The following is a 20,186-nucleotide window of genomic DNA, read 5'->3' as shown; positions in this document are numbered from 1 at the left end:
TAAATATGGTAAACGTAAACGCAAATAACTTTAATCCTGCTGCTGAAACCGAGCCGGGTTACGGACAACTGCTAGCAATTTTAATGCGTCGTCGTTACTGGTTATTAAGTGTTTTTTCCGTAATTTTAGCCCTTACCACTATCATCACTTTAATCACTAAACCAACTTATAAAAGTTCTATGCAGTTATTGGTAGAACCAAATTATCAAGGAAAACAAGAAAATTCTAAAAATCCCGAAAATGACTTTGCTGATGCCAATGTGGAAATAGATTATGCCACCCAACTTAACTTAATGAGAAGTTCGCAATTAATCCAAAAAGCAGTAGATTTACTCCGTCCTCAGTACCCAAAACTTAAAGTTAAAGACATTAAAGAATCATTGGTAGTTAATCAATTAAAAGAAGATAAAGTTAACACCAAAATATTTGAAGTTACTTATACTGACAACGATCCAATAAAAACTCAAACCGTCCTGCAAACTATTAAGCGTGTTTATCAAGATTATAACCGCGAGCAACAACAACTTCGTTTAACTAAAGGTCTATCTTTTATTGATGCTCAATTACCATCACTACGTCAAAGTACAGCCCAAACAGAAGCCGCTTTAGACAAATTTCGGAAAAGTCAAAACTTGATTCAACCAGAATTGCAAGCAAAAGCATTAATTGAATCATTAAAAGATGTTCAATACGAACTTCGCACAGCCCGCGCTCAATACCAAGAAGCTCTAGCTCGATTTCAAACATTACAACAACAAGTTAAGCGATCGCCACAAGATGCCGTAGTTTCCTCCCGCCTCAGTGAATCTCCACGCTATCAAACATTACTCAATGAAATTCAAAAAATAGAACTAGACTTAGCCAAAGAACGTCAACGTTTCACTGATGATAATCCAGTCATTCAAAACCTACTAGAACAACGTCAAAGACAATTAGCTTTACTCCAAAAAGAACAACAAATAGTTCAAGGCAGTAACAATCAAGTTACCCAAAATTATGCCAATAGTAATTTGCTCGAAAAAGGACAACTAGGCAAACTTGACGTTGACCTTTCTAGTAGACTTTTACAAGAACAAAGCAATACACTTGGATGGCAAGCAAGAGTACAATCATTAACCCAAAAAGCCCAGCAACTCCAAGCAGAATTGCAGCGATTTCCCGGAATGTTATCAGAATACAATCGCCTAGAACCAGAAGTAAAACTGAATCGAGAAACCCTGGAACAACTACTAAAAGCACGACAGGACTTAAGCTTAGAAATTGCCAGAGGTGGCTTCGATTGGCAAATGGTAGAAGAACCACAATTAGGCTTACAAACTGGCCCTAGCATGAAGCGTAACTTGCTGTTAGGTGCAGTAGTTGGATTAATGTTAGGCGGTATTGTTGCCTTTATCCGAGAAATGATTGATGATGCAGTTCACACTTCTGATGAATTGAAGAAGCAAGTTGATTTACCATTACTAGGAATCATCCCGCAATTAACTCCTCAGATTAGAACTGAACCAATTATTCACTTACCTTTCCGTCAACAACCAATATTAACCTCCTCAACTATTGAATTAATCAGTTGGCAACCGTTTCGAGAGTCTTTAGATTTAATTTATCAAAACATTCAACTAGTAAATTCTGCTGGTTCTTTAAAATCTCTAGTTATTACATCCGCCTTAGCTGGAGAAGGTAAATCTGCTATAGCTTTAGGTTTAGCAATTAGCGCCGCTCGTTTGCATCAAAGAGTATTATTAATTGATGCAGATTTACGCCGTCCTAGTTTACATAAAGAACTGAATCTTCCCAACGATCGAGGACTTTCCACATTATTAACCAGTGATGTTTCCCTGCGAGATGAAACTAGTATTCAAGTATCTCGACAACATAATAATATTTCCATTTTAACTGCTGGGCCAACTCCACTCGATCCAGCACAACTTTTAAGTTCGCAAAAAATGCGAGAATTAATGGCAAATTTTGAGCAATCTTACGATTTAGTATTGTTAGATGCGCCTCCAGTTTTAGGAATAGTAGACGCAATTTTAGCCGCATCTTTTTGCAGTGGTGTGGTATTAGTAGGACGCATTGGCAGAGTTACTCGGACTGAACTAACTCAAGCTACAAATATGTTGCATAAGTTAAATGTAATTGGTGTTGTCGCCAATGGTGCTGATGGATTTAGTAACGCTTACTCATCTTACCCGCAGCAAAACCAGGAATTATTACAGGCAAAAGCTGGAGGGTAATCAATAATTATCATCAAATTCATCAAGAAATTCTATACTTTCAATAAATTCATAAAGCTGGTCTTTTAATTCCTCAGCTTCATCCTCAATTTCTCCTGGTTCTTCCTCATGAAGAAAATTGCGCTGACAACTGACTACATACAAATAATCATCCATATCAAAAATGACTATTCCCCGATAAGCATTTAACCTCATGGGAGGCTGATTATTTTGGGAAATAGTCATAAGCTTCCTCTGAACTCAGAGTTTCTGTCAATATATCTGAGTTGAAAATATCATCATATTTGCCCATAAGTTTAACTCTCAATCTTTACAGTTGTGCTATTTATAGCAAATTCTCAATTGAAATCAAGAGTAGAGCATTACATCAAGGCAAATACTTTATCTATTTAACGCAAGTTGCTAGTTATTAAATAGAGATTGGTAGTAGGTAGTAGGTAATGGGTAATGGGATTCCTACTACCTACTACCCACTACCCACTACCTATCACCACGTTAGTAAGTAGCAACTTGAGATATTTATTGATTAAAAGTTAGTTTCTAACAGTAAAATTTAATCTATTTTGTTTCCTCACTGATTTAGTAACAAAAACTACCAAAAAAGTTTTGCTTATACTTTACAAAAACTTTAGCTAGTGATTGATTTTTTTTATCTATTTCTTCATTCAAAAACTAGTTTTTGCCGCTATATTAGTAAAAAAGATGAGTAAAACAAGTAAGCAAAAGAAAAACTTATGAATAGCATATTGATTAGCGATCGCACCACCGTTGCACAACCACAGAACACCAAGAATAAGCAATTCCGCCAACGTCAATTTGACCTACTTCAACCCCTGCGCCAATGGCTAGACCAAATCGAGATTTCCAACCCCAAGTTAGCCAAATTCCTCTACAAAGCCATACCTGCTCAATGTCCCTTTGAGCGTGACATTGTATTGTTCGATCGCAAAATCGCCCACATTCCCCCAATGTGCAAACTCAATCCCCTTTACGATCAACTAGTAGGCTTGCGTTTTCGCGCCCTTTGTTATTTAGTTGATCAGTGTGGAATGGACATCAGCTAAACAAATGCAAAGCACAACAGAAATTAAAGTCATTCATCAACCGAGTCAAGAACAACTCAACCAATTAGGCATATCTAAATGGCCTATTTGGGAAAAAGAAATCTCCGAATTTCCCTGGACTTACGACGAATCAGAAATTTGTTACTTATTAGAAGGCCATGTAATTGTAACACCCGTAAATGGTCAACCAGTGCAAGTAAAGAAAGGCGATTTAGTCACATTTCCCGCCGGAATGTCTTGCACTTGGAACATCAAAAGCGATGTCAAAAAGCATTACAAATTTGGTTGAACTATACTAACTCATCATAATAAAAATAACTGTGCCTCATAAATTGTTTCTCGTTCCCAGGTTCAACCTGGGAACGAGTCAAGGAGGTTCTACCTCCCCTGTTGCAATATCTCAAACCTAAACCTACATCTTTCATTGTTGTTTAACTTTGCCCAGAACACCAACACCAACAGCACCCAACGCCAAAAGGCTCATAGTTAAACTTGGTTCAGGAACAGAAGAATTTTGGGAAACAGGTATTAATAAAAAAGCGTGAGTTTGACCATTAATTATGCCATTCCCTACAATTTGACCTGTTTTATTAATGCCAGTAGCATCGGATAAAAACCAACCGGAATTACTAGGAATTAAACTATTCAAGCTAGTCATAACATCATTTTCCCAAATAACAGCACCACCATTAATCCAATCAGAACCAACTTTCACATTATTTGGGGCAACTACATTATAAACGGAATTACGCCAGTCACTTCCTAAAATACCCAAATCATTAGAAAATTATGATATTTACCATTAGCTGTTGCAGAATTACCAATTACAAGACCTGCGTCATTGATGCCGCTAACTTGGCTCCAGTCGCCGCCAAGAGTGCCTAAGTCAGTAATCGAATAAAAAGATGTTGCCGTTGCAGGTAAAACAGGAACCAAACTAAGTACTGCCGCAGTGGTAAAAGCTGGGATAAATTGACTAATTTTTTTCATTTTTGTTACCTACTTTCCTAAGTAAAAGTTGAGAGTTTAAAGATATTGAAGCATTCTCTTAAGAAGGTTAATGTCACAATTAGATAATAAAATTATTGAATAAATAAGCTGATTTCGTTAATTTGATAATCTTTGGTAAGAGAGCCTTGATAAGAGTAATATGTTAATTCAAATTTGTCATAAGCTTTATGTGAATGCCTAGAGTTAACCATATAATTTTAATGAGTCTACATATTTATTTATTAAATTGCAAAGCTTCGCCAACTACCCTCTGCTTCCTTCAATAAAATTAAACTCATCCCTTGACTTTCCCGTAAGGTTGATAGTCTAAGTTAACAGACTATTTGATTTTGATGTTTTATCTCACATAAGCTTTATCAAATGCGAGCAAAGCTTAGATTAACTTTTTTAGAGAATAAACAATTTTTGCAACGGAATTCCTAAGATTTGAAATTTTGGTAAGTAATGTCAGGTATACTAACTGTTAGGAGAATTTCGTCACTTATATTTAGACTTGAGCAATTGACCGCCTTCAGCTTTGATGATTATAGTTTTCTTCTGTTCAGCTGCAAGTTGTTTTTGATAGCGTAGCTTTTCTGCCTGACTGATTAACTCCATAGTTGCTCGTAGCGTAGTACCACTAATCTTCATGTTTTTGTAGGGTGTTGCTCTACATATTCGCTCAATTGGCCGATCTCTTTTCTGAATAAAATTCTATTTTCCGCCGAAGCGATCGCACTCTCCTTTATATTTTGGAGGAGTTTAACTATGAAACGCTTACTTTTAGGAAGTTTGTCTTTCTTATTTTTATCTCAAGGAATTACATCTGTAGCCCAAGCCCAAATTCAAGCTACACGATCGACAATCCCAAACTATACTTCAAACCTGCTTCAAGAGCTAACTCCTTTTGAGTTAGTAACTATGGCTTACCAAGGGTATTTTCAAGAACAAGGTATCCCCAGTTATGCTCTGTTAGTTTCTGCTCATCAAGTAGGAAGATTGCGTGCAGAAACATTAGTTGAAGCTGCAATTAGAACACAGAAATTATCACCACAAGTATTAAAAGACCAAGGCTACTTAAATGCAGTGGAAGTGCAACTTAGGGAACTCATCGTTCGTTAATGTAGCAGAAGACTTTTATGCAGAGCGCAAGCTTTGTCGGGGCGGGTTTTGACTTCAATCTGATTGCTGGGCATTCAAAGGTTTTGGCTAAACCCGCCCCTACAGATTTGTATCATTCATTTGCGATTTAAAATCCCTTGACTCTCCCCTAAGCTGGATAGTTTACTCTAAGCTTAGAGGTTGAGAAATGCGGGGAACAAAGATGTTATTCCAAGAAAAGGCGAAGCAAATTGGTTTAGTCGCCAAGCAAAGCGGCGTATCAATTAAAACTATTCGCTATTACGAAGAATTGGGTTTACTTAAAGCATCAGGTAGAACAGAGGGCGGATATAGATTATTTGATGCAGATATTTTATCTCGCCTCAGCTTTATCAAACGTGCTCAAAGCTTAGGATTGACTCTCGCAGAGATTAAAGAATTTTTGCATATTCATGACCAAGGAGATTTACCCTGTGAACACGCCAAAGTTAAGCTGCAAGAACAGATTACAGATATTGATGAACAGATTCAGCAATTACTTGTTCTCAAACAAGAGTTACAAAGATTACTTTTAACTCAAGAATCTACTGTCGAAAATATTGAACAAGTAATTTGTCCTTTAATTGAACAAAATTAAATATTTAACATTTTTATCTAGGAAGTATACGACTAAAGTCGTTACAACAGACATAATAATAATGTTCGTTGTAAGGACTTTAGTCCTTTTTTTGTGCAAATTTAACCTCTATAAATCAACGAAAAAGTTTTTCATTTTTACTATTGACTCTCCAGTGTAGGTGAGAATTTAAGCTGATTTTAGTTGAGGAATTGCCTAAAAAGTTTACTCAACAACTAGCAAATACATTGGTGGAGTTGAATTATGAAACGTTTAATTTTGGGAAGTTTGTCTTTCGTATTCTTGTCTCAAGTAATTACGTCTGTAGCTCAAGCTCAAATCCAAGCAACACGATCGACAATAGACTATACCTCAAACTTGGTTCAACAGCTGACTCCTTTTGAATTAGTAAATATGGCTTACCAAGGATATTTTCAAGAACAAGGTATCCCCAGTTATACACTGTTTGTTTCTGCTCATCACACAGGAAGATTGCGTGCAGAAACATTAGTTGAAGCTGCAATTAGAACACAGAAATTATCACCACAAGTATTAAAAGACCAAGGGTACTTAAACGCAGTGGAAGCGCAAATTAGAAGACTCATTGTTCGTTAATAAATTTGCCAATTGAACAATGCCTAATTTTGATTACAAACCCTTGTAGAGACTTTGTATACAACGTCTCTACTTTTTTGGAGATGTCTATTGCTTAACCCTTAAAAGCTTACAATCCTGGGGGCTTGATGATAGCTAGGTTAACCACCATCCAGCCTCCAGGATTGTGAGAAAAAATGTAATATTTCCTGACAAACCCGAAAATTAATGCAAAGCTGCTCTCATTTATTCAGCAGTTGCCAATTCTGTTTCGGTTTCGGTGCTTCCACGAGTGCGTTTGCGGGTTAAGCTGTTGAACAGCATCATACCGATCGCTTTAATCAAATTACCTTCTAATTCGTTGAACATATTCATGTTCATGCCAAAAGCAGCATTAGCTTCGTCTACAATGCGATCGGCAGTTGCTTCATCGATCGGCAATTCATTCAAAGCTTGGCGATAGTTATTTTTAAAAGCCTTCTCATCAGGGATATCCTTGAATTCGTAGAAAGCAGTACCACCATCGGTTAAATTCATTGCACGAACAGCAATACCTTTGAGAATTTGACCACCGGAAAGGTCGCCCAAATAGCGGGTGTAAGATTGAGCAATTAACAATTCTGGCTCATTTTCTGACACTTCGCGAATGCGTTCCACGTAGGCTTGAGCAGCAGGAGAAGGAGCCACTTGTTCGCGCCAGTTTGCGCCAAAGTAATAGCTGAGGTCTTGTTCTAAGCTTTTTTTGCGATTCAGTTCTTTAAAATAGATTTTAGAAAGGATGGGGTGATCTTTGTGCTTTTCCATCTCTTCTTCGATTTGTGAATAGACGAAGTAGAGGTTAGCTACCAATTTCCGATAGGATTGCTTTTCTACTACTCCTTTTAAAAAGCACTTGACAAAACCAACATTTTCTGCCATTGAGTGAGATTTTTTGGTGCCTTCACGCAATTTGGTTGCTAAGTTACTGCTCATACTAAATTATTGTCCCTTAAGTCTTTTGAGGAGCGTTTCATTTTGCCAAGGTTTAAAAAACCCGCCTAAAAGTTAACCTTAGACTGATTTGATGAGAATTTTCATTAAGTTTTTTTACGAAAGTGTGGGGACTGGAGAATTTTAGATTTTAGATTTTCAATTTAATTAGAACTTATGCAAGTGTCGCACTTAGAAAAAGTATTGATACTAAATCACCACCTTTTACTCAAGGGAGATCGGGAGCAAAATAAACTGCTACGCATTTAAATTGAATATTTAGGCTGATGGGGAGATGGGGGGATGGGGAGAGGGATTGACGGTTTTTGCCTAACACCAAAAATATACAATTTAGATGCGATGCAAGCTTACCAATTCTTTAGGTTTTCTTGTAGGCTAATTCTCCCATGACGTAGGTTGCGTGAACTGCCCGATCGTCTCCCACGATCGTCAAGGTAAAAGCAGCATCCGCTAATTCTTCGATCGTACTGAGTTTAGGGGAAGGATTACGGAATGCCATCAAGGGTGTTGCCCGCAGATCCAAAACCACAAAGTCTGCTTCTTTCCCAATCGCAAAATTCCCAATATAATCCTGTAATTCTAAGGCTTTCGCTCCCCCTAACGTAGCTAAGTAAAGTGATTGGAAAGCTGTGACTTTCTGCCCTCTCAGTTGAGCAACCTTATAGGCTTCATTGGCAGTTTGGAGAATCGAAAAACTAGTTCCTCCACCTACATCCGTTCCTAATCCTACTTTCACTGGATATTCAGTAGATTTCGCCTGTTTGAGCTTGAAGAGTCCACTGCCCAAAAATAGGTTAGAAGTGGGGCAGAAAGCGATCGCAGATTTTGCCTGCGATAATCGTTGAAATTCCTCGTCAGTTAAGTGAACACAGTGCGCGAAGATCGATCGTTCTCCCACCAATCCCGCTCGATCGTAGGTGTCTAAATAACCGCTACATTCCGGGAAAAGTTCTTTCACCCAAGCCACTTCATCCACATTTTCCGAGAGATGGGTGTGCAGATAAACGTCAGGGTACTCTTTTAACAGCCTTCCTGCCATCTTCAACTGCGCGTTTGTCGAAGTAATTGAAAACCGAGGAGTTACAGCATAGCGCAATCGCCCTTTCTTGTGCCATCTTTCGATCAATTCTTTGGTTTGGGTGTAGGAAGATTCGGCAGTATCCAGGATAAAATCGGGAGCGTTGCGATCCATCATTACCTTACCCGCGATCGTACACAGATTTCGGCGGTAGGCTTCTTCAAAAAACGCATCAACAGATTCCGGGTAAACAGCGGCAAAAACAAGGGCAGTCGTAGTTCCGTTACGAAGCAATTCATCGAGGAAAAAAGAAGCGACCTTTTTGGCGTATTCTTTATCTTTAAATTTGCCTTCTGTGGGAAATGTGTACTTGTTCAACCACTGCAACAATTGTTCCCCAAAAGCAGCGATCGTTTCCGTTTGCGGGTAATGAATATGGGTGTCGATAAACCCTGGCACGATCAGCATCCCCGGATAGGAGGTAATCGGGATATTTTGATAGCGATCGATCAGTTGTTCGTAAGGTCCGATTTCCTTGACGCGACCATTATCTAACACCAAAAGCCCATCGGCAAAAAACCGGACGCAATCCAATTCTGGCGCGTAGAAAGGATCGTCTACAAAATCCAATAGCGCAGCACGGTAAGCTTTTATACCTGTTTCGGGAAAAGTAGTATCTTCAGTCATCTTTAATGCAGGATTTTAGAGTAGGACTTACGCACCCAGATCCCCCAACCCCCTTCCCAAGGGGGCTTAGAAGGTTCCCCCCTTTTTTAGGGGGGTTAGGGGGGATCAGGGTTTTAGGTTTCGGTGCGTAAGTCCTATAGAGGTTGTTTTTGTTGGGGGACTCCATTCCTCTGGACGAAGGCGCTCATCAATAAAAAATGCTGTTTCCCTTGTCTGTTCCACCTCTCCATGAGCTTTCAGCAAGGCAGCCAGTTTCTTCCGCATAATCAAACCTGGCTTATCAGTGAATATATGTTGTTCGCGATTGGGACTGAGGGGAACGTCAAAATCAGTCGATTCCAGAATCCGTTTATCTTCCAGGGTGACGGCGCGATCGAAGGCGATCGCATCTGCCGTTGGTGTGTCTGCTTCGGTATCGTTGCGGACGCAAAACTGCACCATCTGGGAGGTGGAATCATCGATCGGAGTCATGGTATTAACGATAATATGCACCCGACCGTTGGGATAGGCAATTCGCAGTTTAACGGTAAACGGCATAAACCAAGTCATATCTAATGTTCGCACCGTATCCACCGAGTCCATTTTTAAATTCTGTTGTTGCAGTTCGGGATTGACGACTCCCAAAACTCCACGAACGTGCAATCCCCATTCTGTCTCAGTAAACTCCATGCGATCGGGAGTTGTGTGTTCTTCCGTGCCGAAGGTTCCCTGATGGACAAATGCAGGGTGCGCCAGATCGAATTCATTCTCCATCACCCGCAATCCTGCACATTTCCAAGTCTCGTAAAATTCGGGAATGCTGCGATAGTTCGGATCGCGAGTCTCTTCAATATCAGGAATCCCCACTAATGCCTCATCTGCCAAACACACCCAGGCGTACCCGTAGCGTTCGGTACAGGAATAGCTGTCTATTTTGTAATTTGGCGAGACTGTGCAACCTTTTTGGGGAACCTCTACGCAAGTCCCCTGTGCGTTAAATTGCCATCCATGATAGGCACAGGCGATATTTCCCCTCACGACTTTTCCCAGGGAGAGTTTCGCGGAACGATGGCAACAGCGATCGACAGCCGCGCAGGGGTTTCCCTGTTCGTCCAACCATAACACCAGTGGATGACCAAGGAGTTGAAACGCTTTTGGCCCATTTGCTAATTCCTGTATAGGAATCACGGGATACCAGAAGCGACGCAATACAGGTTGTTTGGTAACTAGCATAGGATTGTCGCAAATAAATAAAGTTACTGTCTATTAACGAAAAGAACCAGCGAGGATAGTTCGAGTTAGAGCATTGATAACATTACTTTTGGGTTCTTGCTGTAAAGACTTGTACCACTGGCGCGTGATTGCGGGATCTTTGCGATCGTAAATGACATCAGCTCGCTTTCGCGCTTTCCACACTGCCAGTTGTATAGAGTATGCAAAAAGAGTATCCAAATAGTTTGTAAATTTAACTACTTTTTACTGAATAAATTTATTTTTCACCTCAAATGAACACAGATGAATTTAGTTATCCCAAATTGGTTGTAAGTTCAACACAAATCCCGGTAACACATCCTCACCCGATAAACTCACAACTCCCTCTAACCTTTCCACTTCTCGATTCGCCCGAAAAACTTCTACCGTCCGACTTTTCGGATTAATCAACCAACCCAAAAGTAACCTATTTTCTAAATATTCCTGCATCTTCAGACGCACATCTGCCAAATCATCCGTCTCCGACACCAATTCCACCACAAAATCAGGACAGATTGGCAAAAATTTCTTTCTTTGATCTGTTGTCAGAGCTTCCCATCGCTCAATTCTAATCCATGCCACATCAGGAGAACGAGTCGCGCCATTTGGTAAGCGAAAACCTGTGGAAGAATCAAAAGCTTTTCCTAATCGAGTTTGGCGATTCCAAATACCCAAATCAATGTAAATCTCAAAATTGCGATTTCCCGTTTCTCCCCCCGTTGGCGGCATAATAATTAATTCTCCTTTAGCTGTCAATTCCAATCGTAAATTGTCATTTGCTGCCGCTAATTCAGCAAACTTTTCATCAGTCAGTTTCACGACATGAGATAAATTTAAAGTGACACTGTTCATTTTGGTTTACTGTGTCGGTTTGTTAACGTAGCAGAATCAAGGTTACTATGTTGTAAACCTTTCCCTGGAATTAACTTTTGATCCCCCATTATCCCCCTTAAAAAGGGGGACTTTGAATCAATCCGGTTGCCCCCGTGATGTTAATAGCGTAGCTTCCTTTGGTTCCCCCCTTAATAAGGGGGGCTCCAGGGGGGATCTAAATATCCAAATCAGTCAGATTCAATTTGGGCCCGTAGGTTTCAATGAATTCGCGTCTGGGTGCAACTCGATCGCCCATTAGAATGGTAAAAATGCGATCGGCTTCCGCTGCATCTTCAATTTCTACCTGTTTCAATGTCCGAGTTTCTGGGTTCATGGTAGTATTCCAAAGTTGTGTAGGCATCATTTCACCTAAACCTTTGAACCGCTGAATTGTGTATTTGGCGTTAGCGGGAAAGGCGCGAATTAATTCTTGCAATTCGCGATCGCTATAACAGTAATCGTGATTCTTGCCGCGCTCAACTTTATACAATGGAGGACAAGCAATATAGATGAAACCTTGTTCAATTAATGCCCGTTGATAGCGGTAGAAAAATGTGAGCAATAGCGTGCGAATGTGCGCCCCATCTACGTCAGCATCAGTCATTATCACTATGCGGTGATAACGCAATTGAGAAGAGTCGAATTCCTCACCTTTAACGCCTAAACCTAAAGCAGTAATTAATGCTTGAATTTCCGTATTTTTGTAGATTTTGGCATCGTCGGTTTTCTCAATGTTGAGGATTTTTCCGCGCAAAGGTAGGATTGCTTGAAAACGTCTATCCCTTCCTTGCTTTGCACTCCCGCCTGCCGAGTCACCTTCCACAATATAAATCTCAGATTCGGCGGCATCTCTTGAGCTACAATCTGCTAATTTACCTGGTAAAGGTGATGATTCTAAAACTGATTTTCGGCGGACTAAATCGCGGGCGCGTCTGGCAGCTTCGGCGGCTTTAAAGGCTTGAATTGCTTTTTCTAAAATTGCATCAGCTACGGGGGGACGAAATTCTAAATACTCGCTTAATGCTTCGCCCACTAAACCTTCAACAATTCCCCGGACTTCTGGGTTGCCTAATTTGGTTTTGGTTTGTCCTTCAAATTCGGGGTCTGGTACTTTTACTGATATTACTGCGGTCAAACCTTCGCGAATGTTTTCTCCGGCGAGGTTAGCATCAGCTTCTTTTAGTTTATTGCGTTTTCTGGCGATCGCATTTAGCGTCCGCGTCAACACCGCTTTCAACCCTTCTAAATGTGTGCCACCGTCAATGGTGCGGATGTTATTCGCAAAGCCTAAAAGATTATCTGAGTAAGCATCAGTACACCATTGCAATGCTACTTCTAATTGCACATTATTCCGCTCTCCTTGCACAAAAATAATCTCTTCATGCAGGGCTTGTTTTTCGCGGTTCATGTAAGTAACATACTCGCGAATTCCACCTTTGTATTCGTAGCTTTCTACTTTAGGAACACCGCTTTTCAGTAATTCTAAACGGTTATCAGTAAAGGTAATTTTTACTCCAGCATTTAGATAAGCTAATTCGCGTATACGGGCGGTTAAAGTTGTATAATCAAACTCTACGCCAGAGGTGAAAATTTGCTCGTCGGGACTGAATGTTACTGAAGTTCCAGTGCGATTTTCTTTGATTGGTTCAGCCTGCAATTCGGTAACTGGAACACCACGTTCAAAGCGTTGTTTATGTACTTTATTTTCCCGCCATACTGTAACTTCTAAATACTCGGATAAAGCGTTAACTACGGAAACACCAACGCCGTGTAGTCCCCCAGAAACTTTGTAACCGCCTCCACCAAACTTGCCTCCGGCGTGGAGAACTGTTAAAACCGTTTCTAACGCTGATTTACCTGTGCGAGGATGGATGTCTGTGGGAATACCCCGCCCGTCGTCTGTCACTGTCACCGAACCATCGGCGTTCAGGTCAATTTCAATATGAGTGCAATAGCCAGCCAGCGCCTCATCGATCGAGTTGTCTACTACCTCGTAAACTAAATGATGGAGTCCCCTTGGCCCCGTTGACCCAATGTACATACCCGGTCTTTTGCGTACCGGTTCCAGACCTTCCAGAACTTGAATCTGCTCGGCGCTGTAACTGCTTGTCATAATCAGGATTTCTCCAATAAAGGCTTTGAGCCGTCTAGTGACCCAAAAGGAAAAAACACTCCAAAATTCTAGCACAAAAGGCTTACTGGCGACTGTAGCCCAAACAGATGAAAAATTTATTTAGGGGATTGACTCCTTTCTAAGGAACTGCTTGGCAGAGGAAATTAAATCTAAAATCTAAAATCTAATGATTGATTACCAACCAGCATTAATTACTATTTGTGGCGCAACGGCGACGGGAAAATCGGGGCTAGCTTTGGCTGTGGCGCAACGGCTGAATTCAGCAATTATAAGTGCAGACTCTCGTCAAGTGTACCGCGATTTTGATATTGGTACGGCGAAACCTTCTTTGTTTGAGCAGAAATTGGTACGACATTATTTAATAGATTTTTGTCACCCTTGGGTGACATTAACGGTGGCGGATTATCAAGAACAAGCTCAAGCATTAATTAGTCAATTGCAAGAAGAAGGAAGTGTGCCATTGTTAGTTGGTGGTACGGGTTTATATATTCGTTCTGTGGTGCAGGGTTTGAAAATTCCGCGTGTTGCGCCGCAGTTGGATTTGCGATCGCAATTAGAAAACCTCGGACAAATTCAACTTTACGCTTTTCTGCAACAAGTCGATCGTGCGGCTGCCGAAAAAATTCACGCTAACGATTTAGTGAGAACTTTAAGAGCATTAGAAGTATTTTATGTCACTGGCAAACCAATTTCCGAACAACAAGGAGAAAACCCACCAAGTTATCCAATTTTGCAGATAGGTTTAGATTGCAATGTTGAAAATTTGCAAAAACGGATTGCGCGACGTACCGAAAAAATGCTCGCTGATGGTTTGGTAGCAGAAGTCAAAAGCCTCTGTGAAAAATATGGTGCAGATTTGCCTTTGTTGAATACTTTAGGATATGCCGAAATTAAGCAATATTTAGCTGGGGAAATTAGCTTGGAACAAGCGAAAGAATTAATCGTTTTGCATACGAGACAATTCGCTAAACGTCAACGCACTTGGTTTAAAGCTTATCCTGAAATTGAATGGTTTAATGCGGATAATTCTGATTTATTAGAAAAGGTTTGGCAGCGAATACAGGAGTTTATTAAAATTAAATAACTGTGAAGTTAAGCATTTTGATCCCCCTAAATCCCCCTTGGTAAGGGGGACTTTGAATTTGGTTTTTCTCTGGTTAATCAGAGTTAGTTTGAATTTTGTTCCCCCCTTATTAAGGGGGGTTAGGGGGGATCTAACTGACAAAGTTTGGCTTTCCTCCTTCCTCTTCCTCTGTGTTCTCTGCACCTGGAGTGGTTCAAAAAATTTCCTCTGTTACTCATCCGAAATATTGGGCATAATAATATGTAAAATTTAAATACCTAAACCCAAGAGTAAATATCGTGGATAGCATTTATCAAGAAGCCTTAAACTTACATCAGCAACAGCAATTTACCGCAGCTGAGTCAAAGTATAGAGAATATTTAGAATTAAATAGCGACCATACTGAAGCTTGGCTAAACTTAGGGATACTTTATTATCAAACCCAAAATTACCCACAAGCACAAGAAGCGATCGCAAAATCTCTACAACTAGATCCGGCAAATTCCCAAACCTATTATGTTCTCGGTTATTGTTTAGAACAAACAAATAATATTACTGAAGCGATCGCAGTTTACCAAGATGCGATCGCGATCGATCCCACCCTAACTGACGCTTACAATAACTTAGGAAATCTCCTTTTACAAACCGGAAAAATTCCCGAAGCAGAAGCAGTTTTTCGTCAATCAATAGCTGTTAATCCTGAACATTTTGGCAGTTATATAAATTTAGGAAATTTGTTAGTCCAACAGAATCAAATTGACTCAGCTATTGAAGTATATCAAACTGCATTAAATTTTAATCCTGAAAATCCCGATATTTTATATAACTTGGAAATAGCCGTAAATTTGCAAAATAGTCCAGCTTATATTCGAGAAACTGCTAACAAGCTTTACCAAGAAGGAAAGTTTGAAGAAGCGATCGCCAAATATCAACAATTTTTAGCCACTCGAACTAGAGATGCAAGCGTTTATCTGCCTATTAGTGAATGTTATAAAAGTCTCGATCGTACTACAGAAGTTATTCATACACTCCAAGAAGGAATTCGGCTTTATCCTACAGCAGATCAACTACATTTTGCCCTAATTACATACTTGCAAACTCAAGGAAAAACTCAAGAAGCAGTTGCTTGTGCATCAGCTGCTTCTCGGCTTTTACCAGAAAATTATACTTTCAAAATTCTTAGTAAATTGATGTTACCTTTAGTCTACGATACAGAAGATGAAATTAAGTATTATCGGCAAAATTTTGTTCAAGGACTAGAAAGTTTAATTCAAGAAACCACCTTAGAAAATACAGAAGATAAACAGAATACTTTGAATAATTTTACTTGCAATACTACCTTTTATCTAGGGCATCAAGGATTAAATGTTTTAGATTTGCAGCGTCAGTGGGGAGATTTAATACATCGAATTGTAGCAGCGAATTATCCCCAGTGGGTGCAACCTTTAGTAATGCCACCACTGAAAGAAAGCAATAAAATTCGCGTTGGTTATGTTTCCAATTATCTCCACTCTTATAGTGGGACTTTATGGTTAACTGGTTGGTTGAAAAATTGTGACAAAGAAAAGTTTGAAATTTACTGTTACTATACAGGAAACGATCCTGATTATGTAACTAAGCAATTTTATGATTATAGCAATAAATTTCATCATATACCGGGTGATTTTACAGCAGTTTGTCAACAGGTAATAGCCGATCGATTACATATTTTGGTATTTCCAGAAATTGGTATGGACTCGCAAACAGTTACTATGGCTGGTTTGCGTTTAGCACCTGTGCAATGTACAGCTTGGGGACATCCTGTTACTTCGGGAATACCGACAATTGACTATTTTTTATCTAGTCAATTGATGGAACCAGAAAATGCTCAAGCTCATTATTCAGAAAATCTAATTTTGTTACCAAATATTGGCGTATCATATCCAAAACCTAGAGATATTCCAGCACTGACAAAAAGCCGGACAGATTTTGGATTATCCGAGCGTGATGTATTATATTTATGTTGTCAAGCACCTTTTAAATATTTGCCACAACACGATTATATTTTCGCAGAAATTGCTCGTCGTGTCCCGCAAGCTAAGTTTATTTTTCTCCGAGGTGAATTGCTGAAAAAACGGCTGGAACGTGCTTTTGCTCAATTAAATTTACATTATGAAGATTATTGTCTATTTCTTAATATTCCGACTCGACCGGATTATTTAATGATAAATTTACTTTCGGATGTTTTTTTAGACACTATAGGTTGGTCGGGGGGAAATACTTCTTTAGAAGCGATCGCCTGCAACTTACCAATTGTCACCCAGCCTGGTGAATTTATGCGGGGTCGTCATGCGGATAGCTTTTTAAAAATGATTGGAGTTACGGAGACGATCGCCAAAACAGATGCAGAATACATCGAAATTGCTGTCCATCTAGGTTTGAATAATCAGTGGCGACAAGAGGTAGCTGAAAAAATTAAAACTAATCACAATCTCCTTTTTGATGACAAAGTTTGTGTTCAAGCATTGGAAAATTTTTATGCTCAAGTTGTACAACAGAATACTGTTCAGATCGGCAAAAATTAGGTATATTATAAAGTTAATAAACTTTAGCAATAAAAAATAAAATTTTTCCAATGCGGAAACTAATTAGAGGTTTGCAAGAATTTCAATCTAACTACTTCACCAGCCATCGAGAATTATTCGAGAAACTCTCAGAAGAACAACGTCCAAGAGCATTATTTATTACCTGCTCTGACTCTCGCATCGATCCAAATTTGCTGACTCAAACCGAGCCAGGTGAGTTATTTATTATTAGAAATGCAGGTAACATTATTCCCCCTTATGGTGCAGCTAATGGTGGGGAAGGAGCAGCCATAGAATATGCGGTAGTAGCTTTAGGAGTTAAACAAATTATCATCTGCGGTCATTCTAATTGTGGAGCCATGAAAGGGTTACTGCAAATAGGCAAACTAACTGAAGAAATGCCATTAGTTTATGATTGGTTAAAACACGCTGAAGCTACTCGGAGGTTGATTAAAGAAAATTATCAGAACTACGAAGGTAAGGAACTTTTGGATGCTACTATTGAGGAAAATGTTTTCACTCAAATAGAAAATTTACGCACCTATCCAGTGATCCATTCCAAACTTCACAGAGGCGAACTGAACATTTACGGTTGGGTTTATAAAATTGAAACTGGAGGGGTTTTTGTTTACAGTATGGAAAGATGTAACATTCAAGCAATACATGATGATATTGAACTTCCCGTACCAGAAAATTCTGTACAAGCAGCTAATTTTAATACTCCGAGAATAAGTACCATTTCATAAAATTAGACCAACAAGCAGTAGCATTAATATTGCTCCATCTAGTTAAGTGCAACATCTGCTCGACTGTACGCAGGGAGAAATTTCTGTGGTGTTCAATTCTTGTTTAGAAAAAAATCGAAGTTAAGCGAGAATCTTGATCTAGATGTGTTTTCATAGATGAGTCTGACCTCACTACCAGCCAAAAAATTTCCTTTCAGAGAGTGGCGCTGAAGATCGTGTCGCTATGTGTCAAAATCAGGGTAAGAAAGCAGTACCAGTGCTACTAGATGACAGTAACCTAATGCTTGGAAAAACGCTGCGTGGACGCTACCAAATTATTCGTCAGTTAGGAAGCGGGGGGTTCTCAACAACATTTGTGGCCAAAGATCTCGATCTCCCTGGTCAACCTCTGTGTGTTGTTAAACAGCTAAAATCCAATGATTCCGATCCCTCGGTTTTACAGACCGTTAGGCGTTTGTTCGACACAGAAGCACAGGTACTCTACCGCTTGGGAAAACACGAGCAAATTCCCCAACTTTTTGCACATTTTGAGGAAAGCCAAGAATTTTATTTAGTTCAGGAATATATTCAAGGAGAAGATTTTGGTCAAGAATTACTTACGGGTAAAACGTTGAATGAATCTCAATTAATTGCTTTTTTACAAGATATTTTGAAAACTTTAGCTTTTGTACATGAACAAGATGTAATTCATCGGGATATTAAACCTTCAAATTTAATTAGGCGACAGAAAGATGGCAAAATAGTTTTAATTGACTTTGGAGCAGTTAAGGAAATCAGAAGCTTGGTATTGCATTCTGGGGAACAAATGACAGGCACTATCTTAATTGGTTCCTCTGGGTATATGCCAAGCGAACAATTAAAAGGGAAACCAAGGTTTAATAGCGATATTTATGCTGTAGGAGTAACGGCGATTCAATTATTAACAGGTGTATCGCCAGACGAGTTTGAAGAAAATGTAGAAACTGGGGAGATGATTTGGCGCGAACACGCATCAATAAGTAATGAATTAGCTGTAATTTTAGAAAAAATGGTGCGATCGCATTTTAGAGACCGCTATCAATCAGTTAAAGAAGTACTTTTCGATATAGATAAATTATACAATTACACAGGTTATGCCACAAAAATATTAATGTCGGCAGAAACTAAACATACTTATTTCAAAAAATACTTCTATTTGTTGATTATTTTGCTCACAGCAGGCTTAAGTTTTGGTGTTGCCAAACTCTGGAATTATCTGCAAAATCAAAATACAGCAACTCCGACACCAGAAGCAATTGCTACACCCCCATTGGTATCGCCAAATAATCAAGCCGCAAAACTCCTAGAACAAGGAAAAACTTTAATAGAGTTGCAGCGTTATGAAGAGGCAATTAATATTTTAGATCAAGCATTGCAAATTGATACTAAATATCCCGATGCTTGGGTAAAACGGGGTCAAGCATTAAGTAAATTGCAGAAGTACGAAGAAGCACAAAAATCTTATGAGGAAGCTTTAAAAATTAAATCAGAATATTCTCAAGCTTGGTATGAACGAGGCTTAGCATTAGAAAAATTAAATCGGGATGAACTGGCACAAGAATCTTTAATTAAAGCTATTGAAATTCAACCTAATTATGCCGAAGCTTGGTATAATTTAGGAGAAATCAGAATTAAAGAAAAAAAATTTCAAGAAGCTTATATATGTCTAACTAAAGCAACCGAAATCAAACCAGACTATAGCGAATTTTGGTATAAATTAGGTGTAGTATTGAATCAACTTAAACAGCCTAAAAAAGCATTGATAGCATTAAATAAAGCCTTAGAAATTGAAAGTAACTATGTAGAAGCTTGGATAGAACATGGGTCAACACTGGCTGAATTAAAGCAAAATGAAGAAGCACTTGTTTCTTTCAATAAAGCTTTAGAAATTAATTCCGAATCAGCAGAAGCTTGGCAAAAAAGAGGCTACATTTTAGGAGAGTTGAAAAGATATGATGAAGCGATCGCATCTTTAGATAAAGCCATCCAAATTAAATCAGATTATGCTGAAGCTTGGTATCAGCGAGGAGTAATTTTGGCAAAGTTGAATAATGATGATGAAGCGATCGCATCTTTAGATAAAGCCACACAAATTAAACCGGATTATGCCGAAGCTTGGTATCATCGGGGACTGATTTTAGAGAAAAAACAGAAACTCCCGGAAGCGATCGAAGCTTATAATAAAACTATCCAAATTTGGCCTGCCAATCAAGAAGCGATCGCCAAACGCAAACGCCTGCAAAAAAAATCGGGAAGTTAAATTT

General features: G+C 39.2%; 19 protein-coding genes. 10 read left to right on the top strand and 9 right to left on the bottom strand.

The window, feature by feature from the left end; translation table 11 throughout:
• Positions 1 to 5: 5 nt before the first annotated feature.
• Entirely contained in the window at positions 6 to 2,234 is a 2,229-nt protein-coding gene (locus IQ264_RS07175) for a GumC family protein (protein WP_193979999.1), read from the top strand.
• Here the strand turns inward: IQ264_RS07175 and IQ264_RS07170 are convergent, their stop codons facing one another.
• A complete protein-coding gene (locus IQ264_RS07170; protein ID WP_193979997.1) occupies positions 2,235 to 2,459 on the bottom strand; it encodes a hypothetical protein in 225 nt (74 codons plus the stop codon).
• Between the two features lie 509 nt (positions 2,460 to 2,968).
• Between IQ264_RS07170 and IQ264_RS07165 the strand changes: the two genes are divergently transcribed.
• Both IQ264_RS07165 and IQ264_RS07160 read left to right on the top strand, forming a co-directional pair.
• Positions 2,969 to 3,298, top strand: a complete 330-nt coding sequence (locus IQ264_RS07165) for a Mo-dependent nitrogenase C-terminal domain-containing protein (RefSeq protein ID WP_193979995.1) — start codon at positions 2,969 to 2,971, stop codon at positions 3,296 to 3,298.
• A gap of 4 nt (positions 3,299 to 3,302) precedes the next feature.
• Positions 3,303 to 3,587 carry a cupin domain-containing protein gene (locus IQ264_RS07160; protein WP_193979993.1) on the top strand — a complete coding sequence of 95 codons (285 nt, stop codon included), beginning with the start codon at positions 3,303 to 3,305 and terminating at the stop codon, positions 3,585 to 3,587.
• Between the two features lie 132 nt (positions 3,588 to 3,719).
• Here the strand turns inward: IQ264_RS07160 and IQ264_RS07155 are convergent, their stop codons facing one another.
• The 3 genes from IQ264_RS07155 to IQ264_RS07145 all read right to left on the bottom strand — a co-directional run bounded on the left by IQ264_RS07155 (position 3,720) and on the right by IQ264_RS07145 (position 4,939).
• Entirely contained in the window at positions 3,720 to 4,073 is a 354-nt protein-coding gene (locus IQ264_RS07155) for a hypothetical protein (RefSeq protein ID WP_193979991.1), read from the bottom strand.
• The gene (locus IQ264_RS07150; protein WP_193979989.1) at positions 4,061 to 4,288 is read right to left on the bottom strand and encodes a hypothetical protein; all 228 of its coding nucleotides are present in this window, start codon (positions 4,286 to 4,288) and stop codon (positions 4,061 to 4,063) included. Before IQ264_RS07150 ends, IQ264_RS07155 begins: the two co-directional genes overlap by 13 nt.
• Before the next feature lie 498 nt (positions 4,289 to 4,786).
• Positions 4,787 to 4,939 (bottom strand): hypothetical protein, encoded by a 153-nt coding sequence (locus IQ264_RS07145; protein WP_193979987.1) that lies wholly within the window; start codon positions 4,937 to 4,939, stop codon positions 4,787 to 4,789.
• A 117-nt stretch (positions 4,940 to 5,056) separates the two neighbouring features.
• Here IQ264_RS07145 and IQ264_RS07140 point away from each other — a divergent pair, with 117 nt between their 5' ends.
• From IQ264_RS07140 to IQ264_RS07130, 3 genes are all read left to right on the top strand, one after another.
• Positions 5,057 to 5,410, top strand: a complete 354-nt coding sequence (locus IQ264_RS07140; protein WP_193979985.1) for a hypothetical protein — start codon at positions 5,057 to 5,059, stop codon at positions 5,408 to 5,410.
• Positions 5,411 to 5,597: 187 nt separating this feature from the next.
• Positions 5,598 to 6,026, top strand: coding sequence for a heavy metal-responsive transcriptional regulator (locus IQ264_RS07135; RefSeq protein WP_228061339.1), 429 nt, complete (start codon positions 5,598 to 5,600; stop codon positions 6,024 to 6,026).
• 243 nt (positions 6,027 to 6,269) lie between these two features.
• Positions 6,270 to 6,620 carry a hypothetical protein gene (locus IQ264_RS07130; RefSeq protein ID WP_193979983.1) on the top strand — a complete coding sequence of 117 codons (351 nt, stop codon included), beginning with the start codon at positions 6,270 to 6,272 and terminating at the stop codon, positions 6,618 to 6,620.
• Between the two features lie 225 nt (positions 6,621 to 6,845).
• On the opposite strand, the gene IQ264_RS07125 is transcribed toward IQ264_RS07130, so the two are convergent.
• The 5 genes from IQ264_RS07125 to gyrB form a co-directional block, all read right to left on the bottom strand.
• Positions 6,846 to 7,571 carry a heme oxygenase (biliverdin-producing) gene (locus tag IQ264_RS07125; protein WP_193979981.1) on the bottom strand — a complete coding sequence of 242 codons (726 nt, stop codon included), beginning with the start codon at positions 7,569 to 7,571 and terminating at the stop codon, positions 6,846 to 6,848.
• Positions 7,572 to 7,947: 376 nt separating this feature from the next.
• The gene (gene guaD, locus IQ264_RS07120) at positions 7,948 to 9,294 is read right to left on the bottom strand and encodes a guanine deaminase (RefSeq protein ID WP_193979979.1); all 1,347 of its coding nucleotides are present in this window, start codon (positions 9,292 to 9,294) and stop codon (positions 7,948 to 7,950) included.
• A gap of 105 nt (positions 9,295 to 9,399) precedes the next feature.
• A complete protein-coding gene (locus tag IQ264_RS07115; RefSeq protein ID WP_193979977.1) occupies positions 9,400 to 10,506 on the bottom strand; it encodes an aromatic ring-hydroxylating oxygenase subunit alpha in 1,107 nt (368 codons plus the stop codon).
• Positions 10,507 to 10,794: 288 nt separating this feature from the next.
• A complete protein-coding gene (locus IQ264_RS07110) occupies positions 10,795 to 11,376 on the bottom strand; it encodes a Uma2 family endonuclease (protein ID WP_193979975.1) in 582 nt (193 codons plus the stop codon).
• A 196-nt stretch (positions 11,377 to 11,572) separates the two neighbouring features.
• Positions 11,573 to 13,510, bottom strand: a complete 1,938-nt coding sequence (gene gyrB, locus IQ264_RS07105; RefSeq protein ID WP_193979973.1) for a DNA topoisomerase (ATP-hydrolyzing) subunit B — start codon at positions 13,508 to 13,510, stop codon at positions 11,573 to 11,575.
• A gap of 187 nt (positions 13,511 to 13,697) precedes the next feature.
• Between gyrB and miaA the strand changes: the two genes are divergently transcribed.
• From miaA to IQ264_RS07085, 4 genes are all read left to right on the top strand, one after another.
• On the top strand, positions 13,698 to 14,615 hold the full coding sequence (gene miaA / locus IQ264_RS07100) for a tRNA (adenosine(37)-N6)-dimethylallyltransferase MiaA (protein WP_193979971.1): 918 nt from the start codon (positions 13,698 to 13,700) through the stop codon (positions 14,613 to 14,615).
• A gap of 278 nt (positions 14,616 to 14,893) precedes the next feature.
• Positions 14,894 to 17,158 (top strand): tetratricopeptide repeat protein, encoded by a 2,265-nt coding sequence (locus IQ264_RS33650; protein ID WP_322744624.1) that lies wholly within the window; start codon positions 14,894 to 14,896, stop codon positions 17,156 to 17,158.
• A 50-nt stretch (positions 17,159 to 17,208) separates the two neighbouring features.
• On the top strand, positions 17,209 to 17,904 hold the full coding sequence (locus IQ264_RS07090) for a carbonic anhydrase (RefSeq protein WP_193979970.1): 696 nt from the start codon (positions 17,209 to 17,211) through the stop codon (positions 17,902 to 17,904).
• Positions 17,905 to 18,127: 223 nt separating this feature from the next.
• The gene (locus IQ264_RS07085; RefSeq protein WP_193979968.1) at positions 18,128 to 20,182 is read left to right on the top strand and encodes a serine/threonine-protein kinase; all 2,055 of its coding nucleotides are present in this window, start codon (positions 18,128 to 18,130) and stop codon (positions 20,180 to 20,182) included.
• Positions 20,183 to 20,186 lie beyond the last annotated feature (4 nt).

It is taken from the genome of [Phormidium] sp. LEGE 05292 (assembly GCF_015207735.1).
In the GTDB taxonomy this organism is placed as follows: Bacteria; Cyanobacteriota; Cyanobacteriia; order Cyanobacteriales; family Aerosakkonemataceae; genus Floridanema.
Note: the sequence above shows the minus strand (reverse complement) of the source record. Positions and strands in the feature narration are given on the sequence as shown.

Coding starts and splice junctions, on each gene's coding strand:
- IQ264_RS07175 (WP_193979999.1), top strand. CDS start 6: ATGGTAAACGTAAACGCAAATAACTTTAATCCTGCTGCTGAAACCGAG.
- IQ264_RS07170 (WP_193979997.1), bottom strand. CDS start 2,459: ATGACTATTTCCCAAAATAATCAGCCTCCCATGAGGTTAAATGCTTAT.
- IQ264_RS07165 (WP_193979995.1), top strand. CDS start 2,969: ATGAATAGCATATTGATTAGCGATCGCACCACCGTTGCACAACCACAG.
- IQ264_RS07160 (WP_193979993.1), top strand. CDS start 3,303: ATGCAAAGCACAACAGAAATTAAAGTCATTCATCAACCGAGTCAAGAA.
- IQ264_RS07150 (WP_193979989.1), bottom strand. CDS start 4,288: ATGAAAAAAATTAGTCAATTTATCCCAGCTTTTACCACTGCGGCAGTA.
- IQ264_RS07145 (WP_193979987.1), bottom strand. CDS start 4,939: ATGAAGATTAGTGGTACTACGCTACGAGCAACTATGGAGTTAATCAGT.
- IQ264_RS07140 (WP_193979985.1), top strand. CDS start 5,057: ATGAAACGCTTACTTTTAGGAAGTTTGTCTTTCTTATTTTTATCTCAA.
- IQ264_RS07135 (WP_228061339.1), top strand. CDS start 5,598: ATGCGGGGAACAAAGATGTTATTCCAAGAAAAGGCGAAGCAAATTGGT.
- IQ264_RS07130 (WP_193979983.1), top strand. CDS start 6,270: ATGAAACGTTTAATTTTGGGAAGTTTGTCTTTCGTATTCTTGTCTCAA.
- IQ264_RS07125 (WP_193979981.1), bottom strand. CDS start 7,571: ATGAGCAGTAACTTAGCAACCAAATTGCGTGAAGGCACCAAAAAATCT.
- guaD (WP_193979979.1), bottom strand. CDS start 9,294: ATGACTGAAGATACTACTTTTCCCGAAACAGGTATAAAAGCTTACCGT.
- IQ264_RS07115 (WP_193979977.1), bottom strand. CDS start 10,506: ATGCTAGTTACCAAACAACCTGTATTGCGTCGCTTCTGGTATCCCGTG.
- IQ264_RS07110 (WP_193979975.1), bottom strand. CDS start 11,376: ATGAACAGTGTCACTTTAAATTTATCTCATGTCGTGAAACTGACTGAT.
- gyrB (WP_193979973.1), bottom strand. CDS start 13,510: ATGACAAGCAGTTACAGCGCCGAGCAGATTCAAGTTCTGGAAGGTCTG.
- miaA (WP_193979971.1), top strand. CDS start 13,698: ATGATTGATTACCAACCAGCATTAATTACTATTTGTGGCGCAACGGCG.
- IQ264_RS07090 (WP_193979970.1), top strand. CDS start 17,209: ATGCGGAAACTAATTAGAGGTTTGCAAGAATTTCAATCTAACTACTTC.
- IQ264_RS07085 (WP_193979968.1), top strand. CDS start 18,128: ATGTGTCAAAATCAGGGTAAGAAAGCAGTACCAGTGCTACTAGATGAC.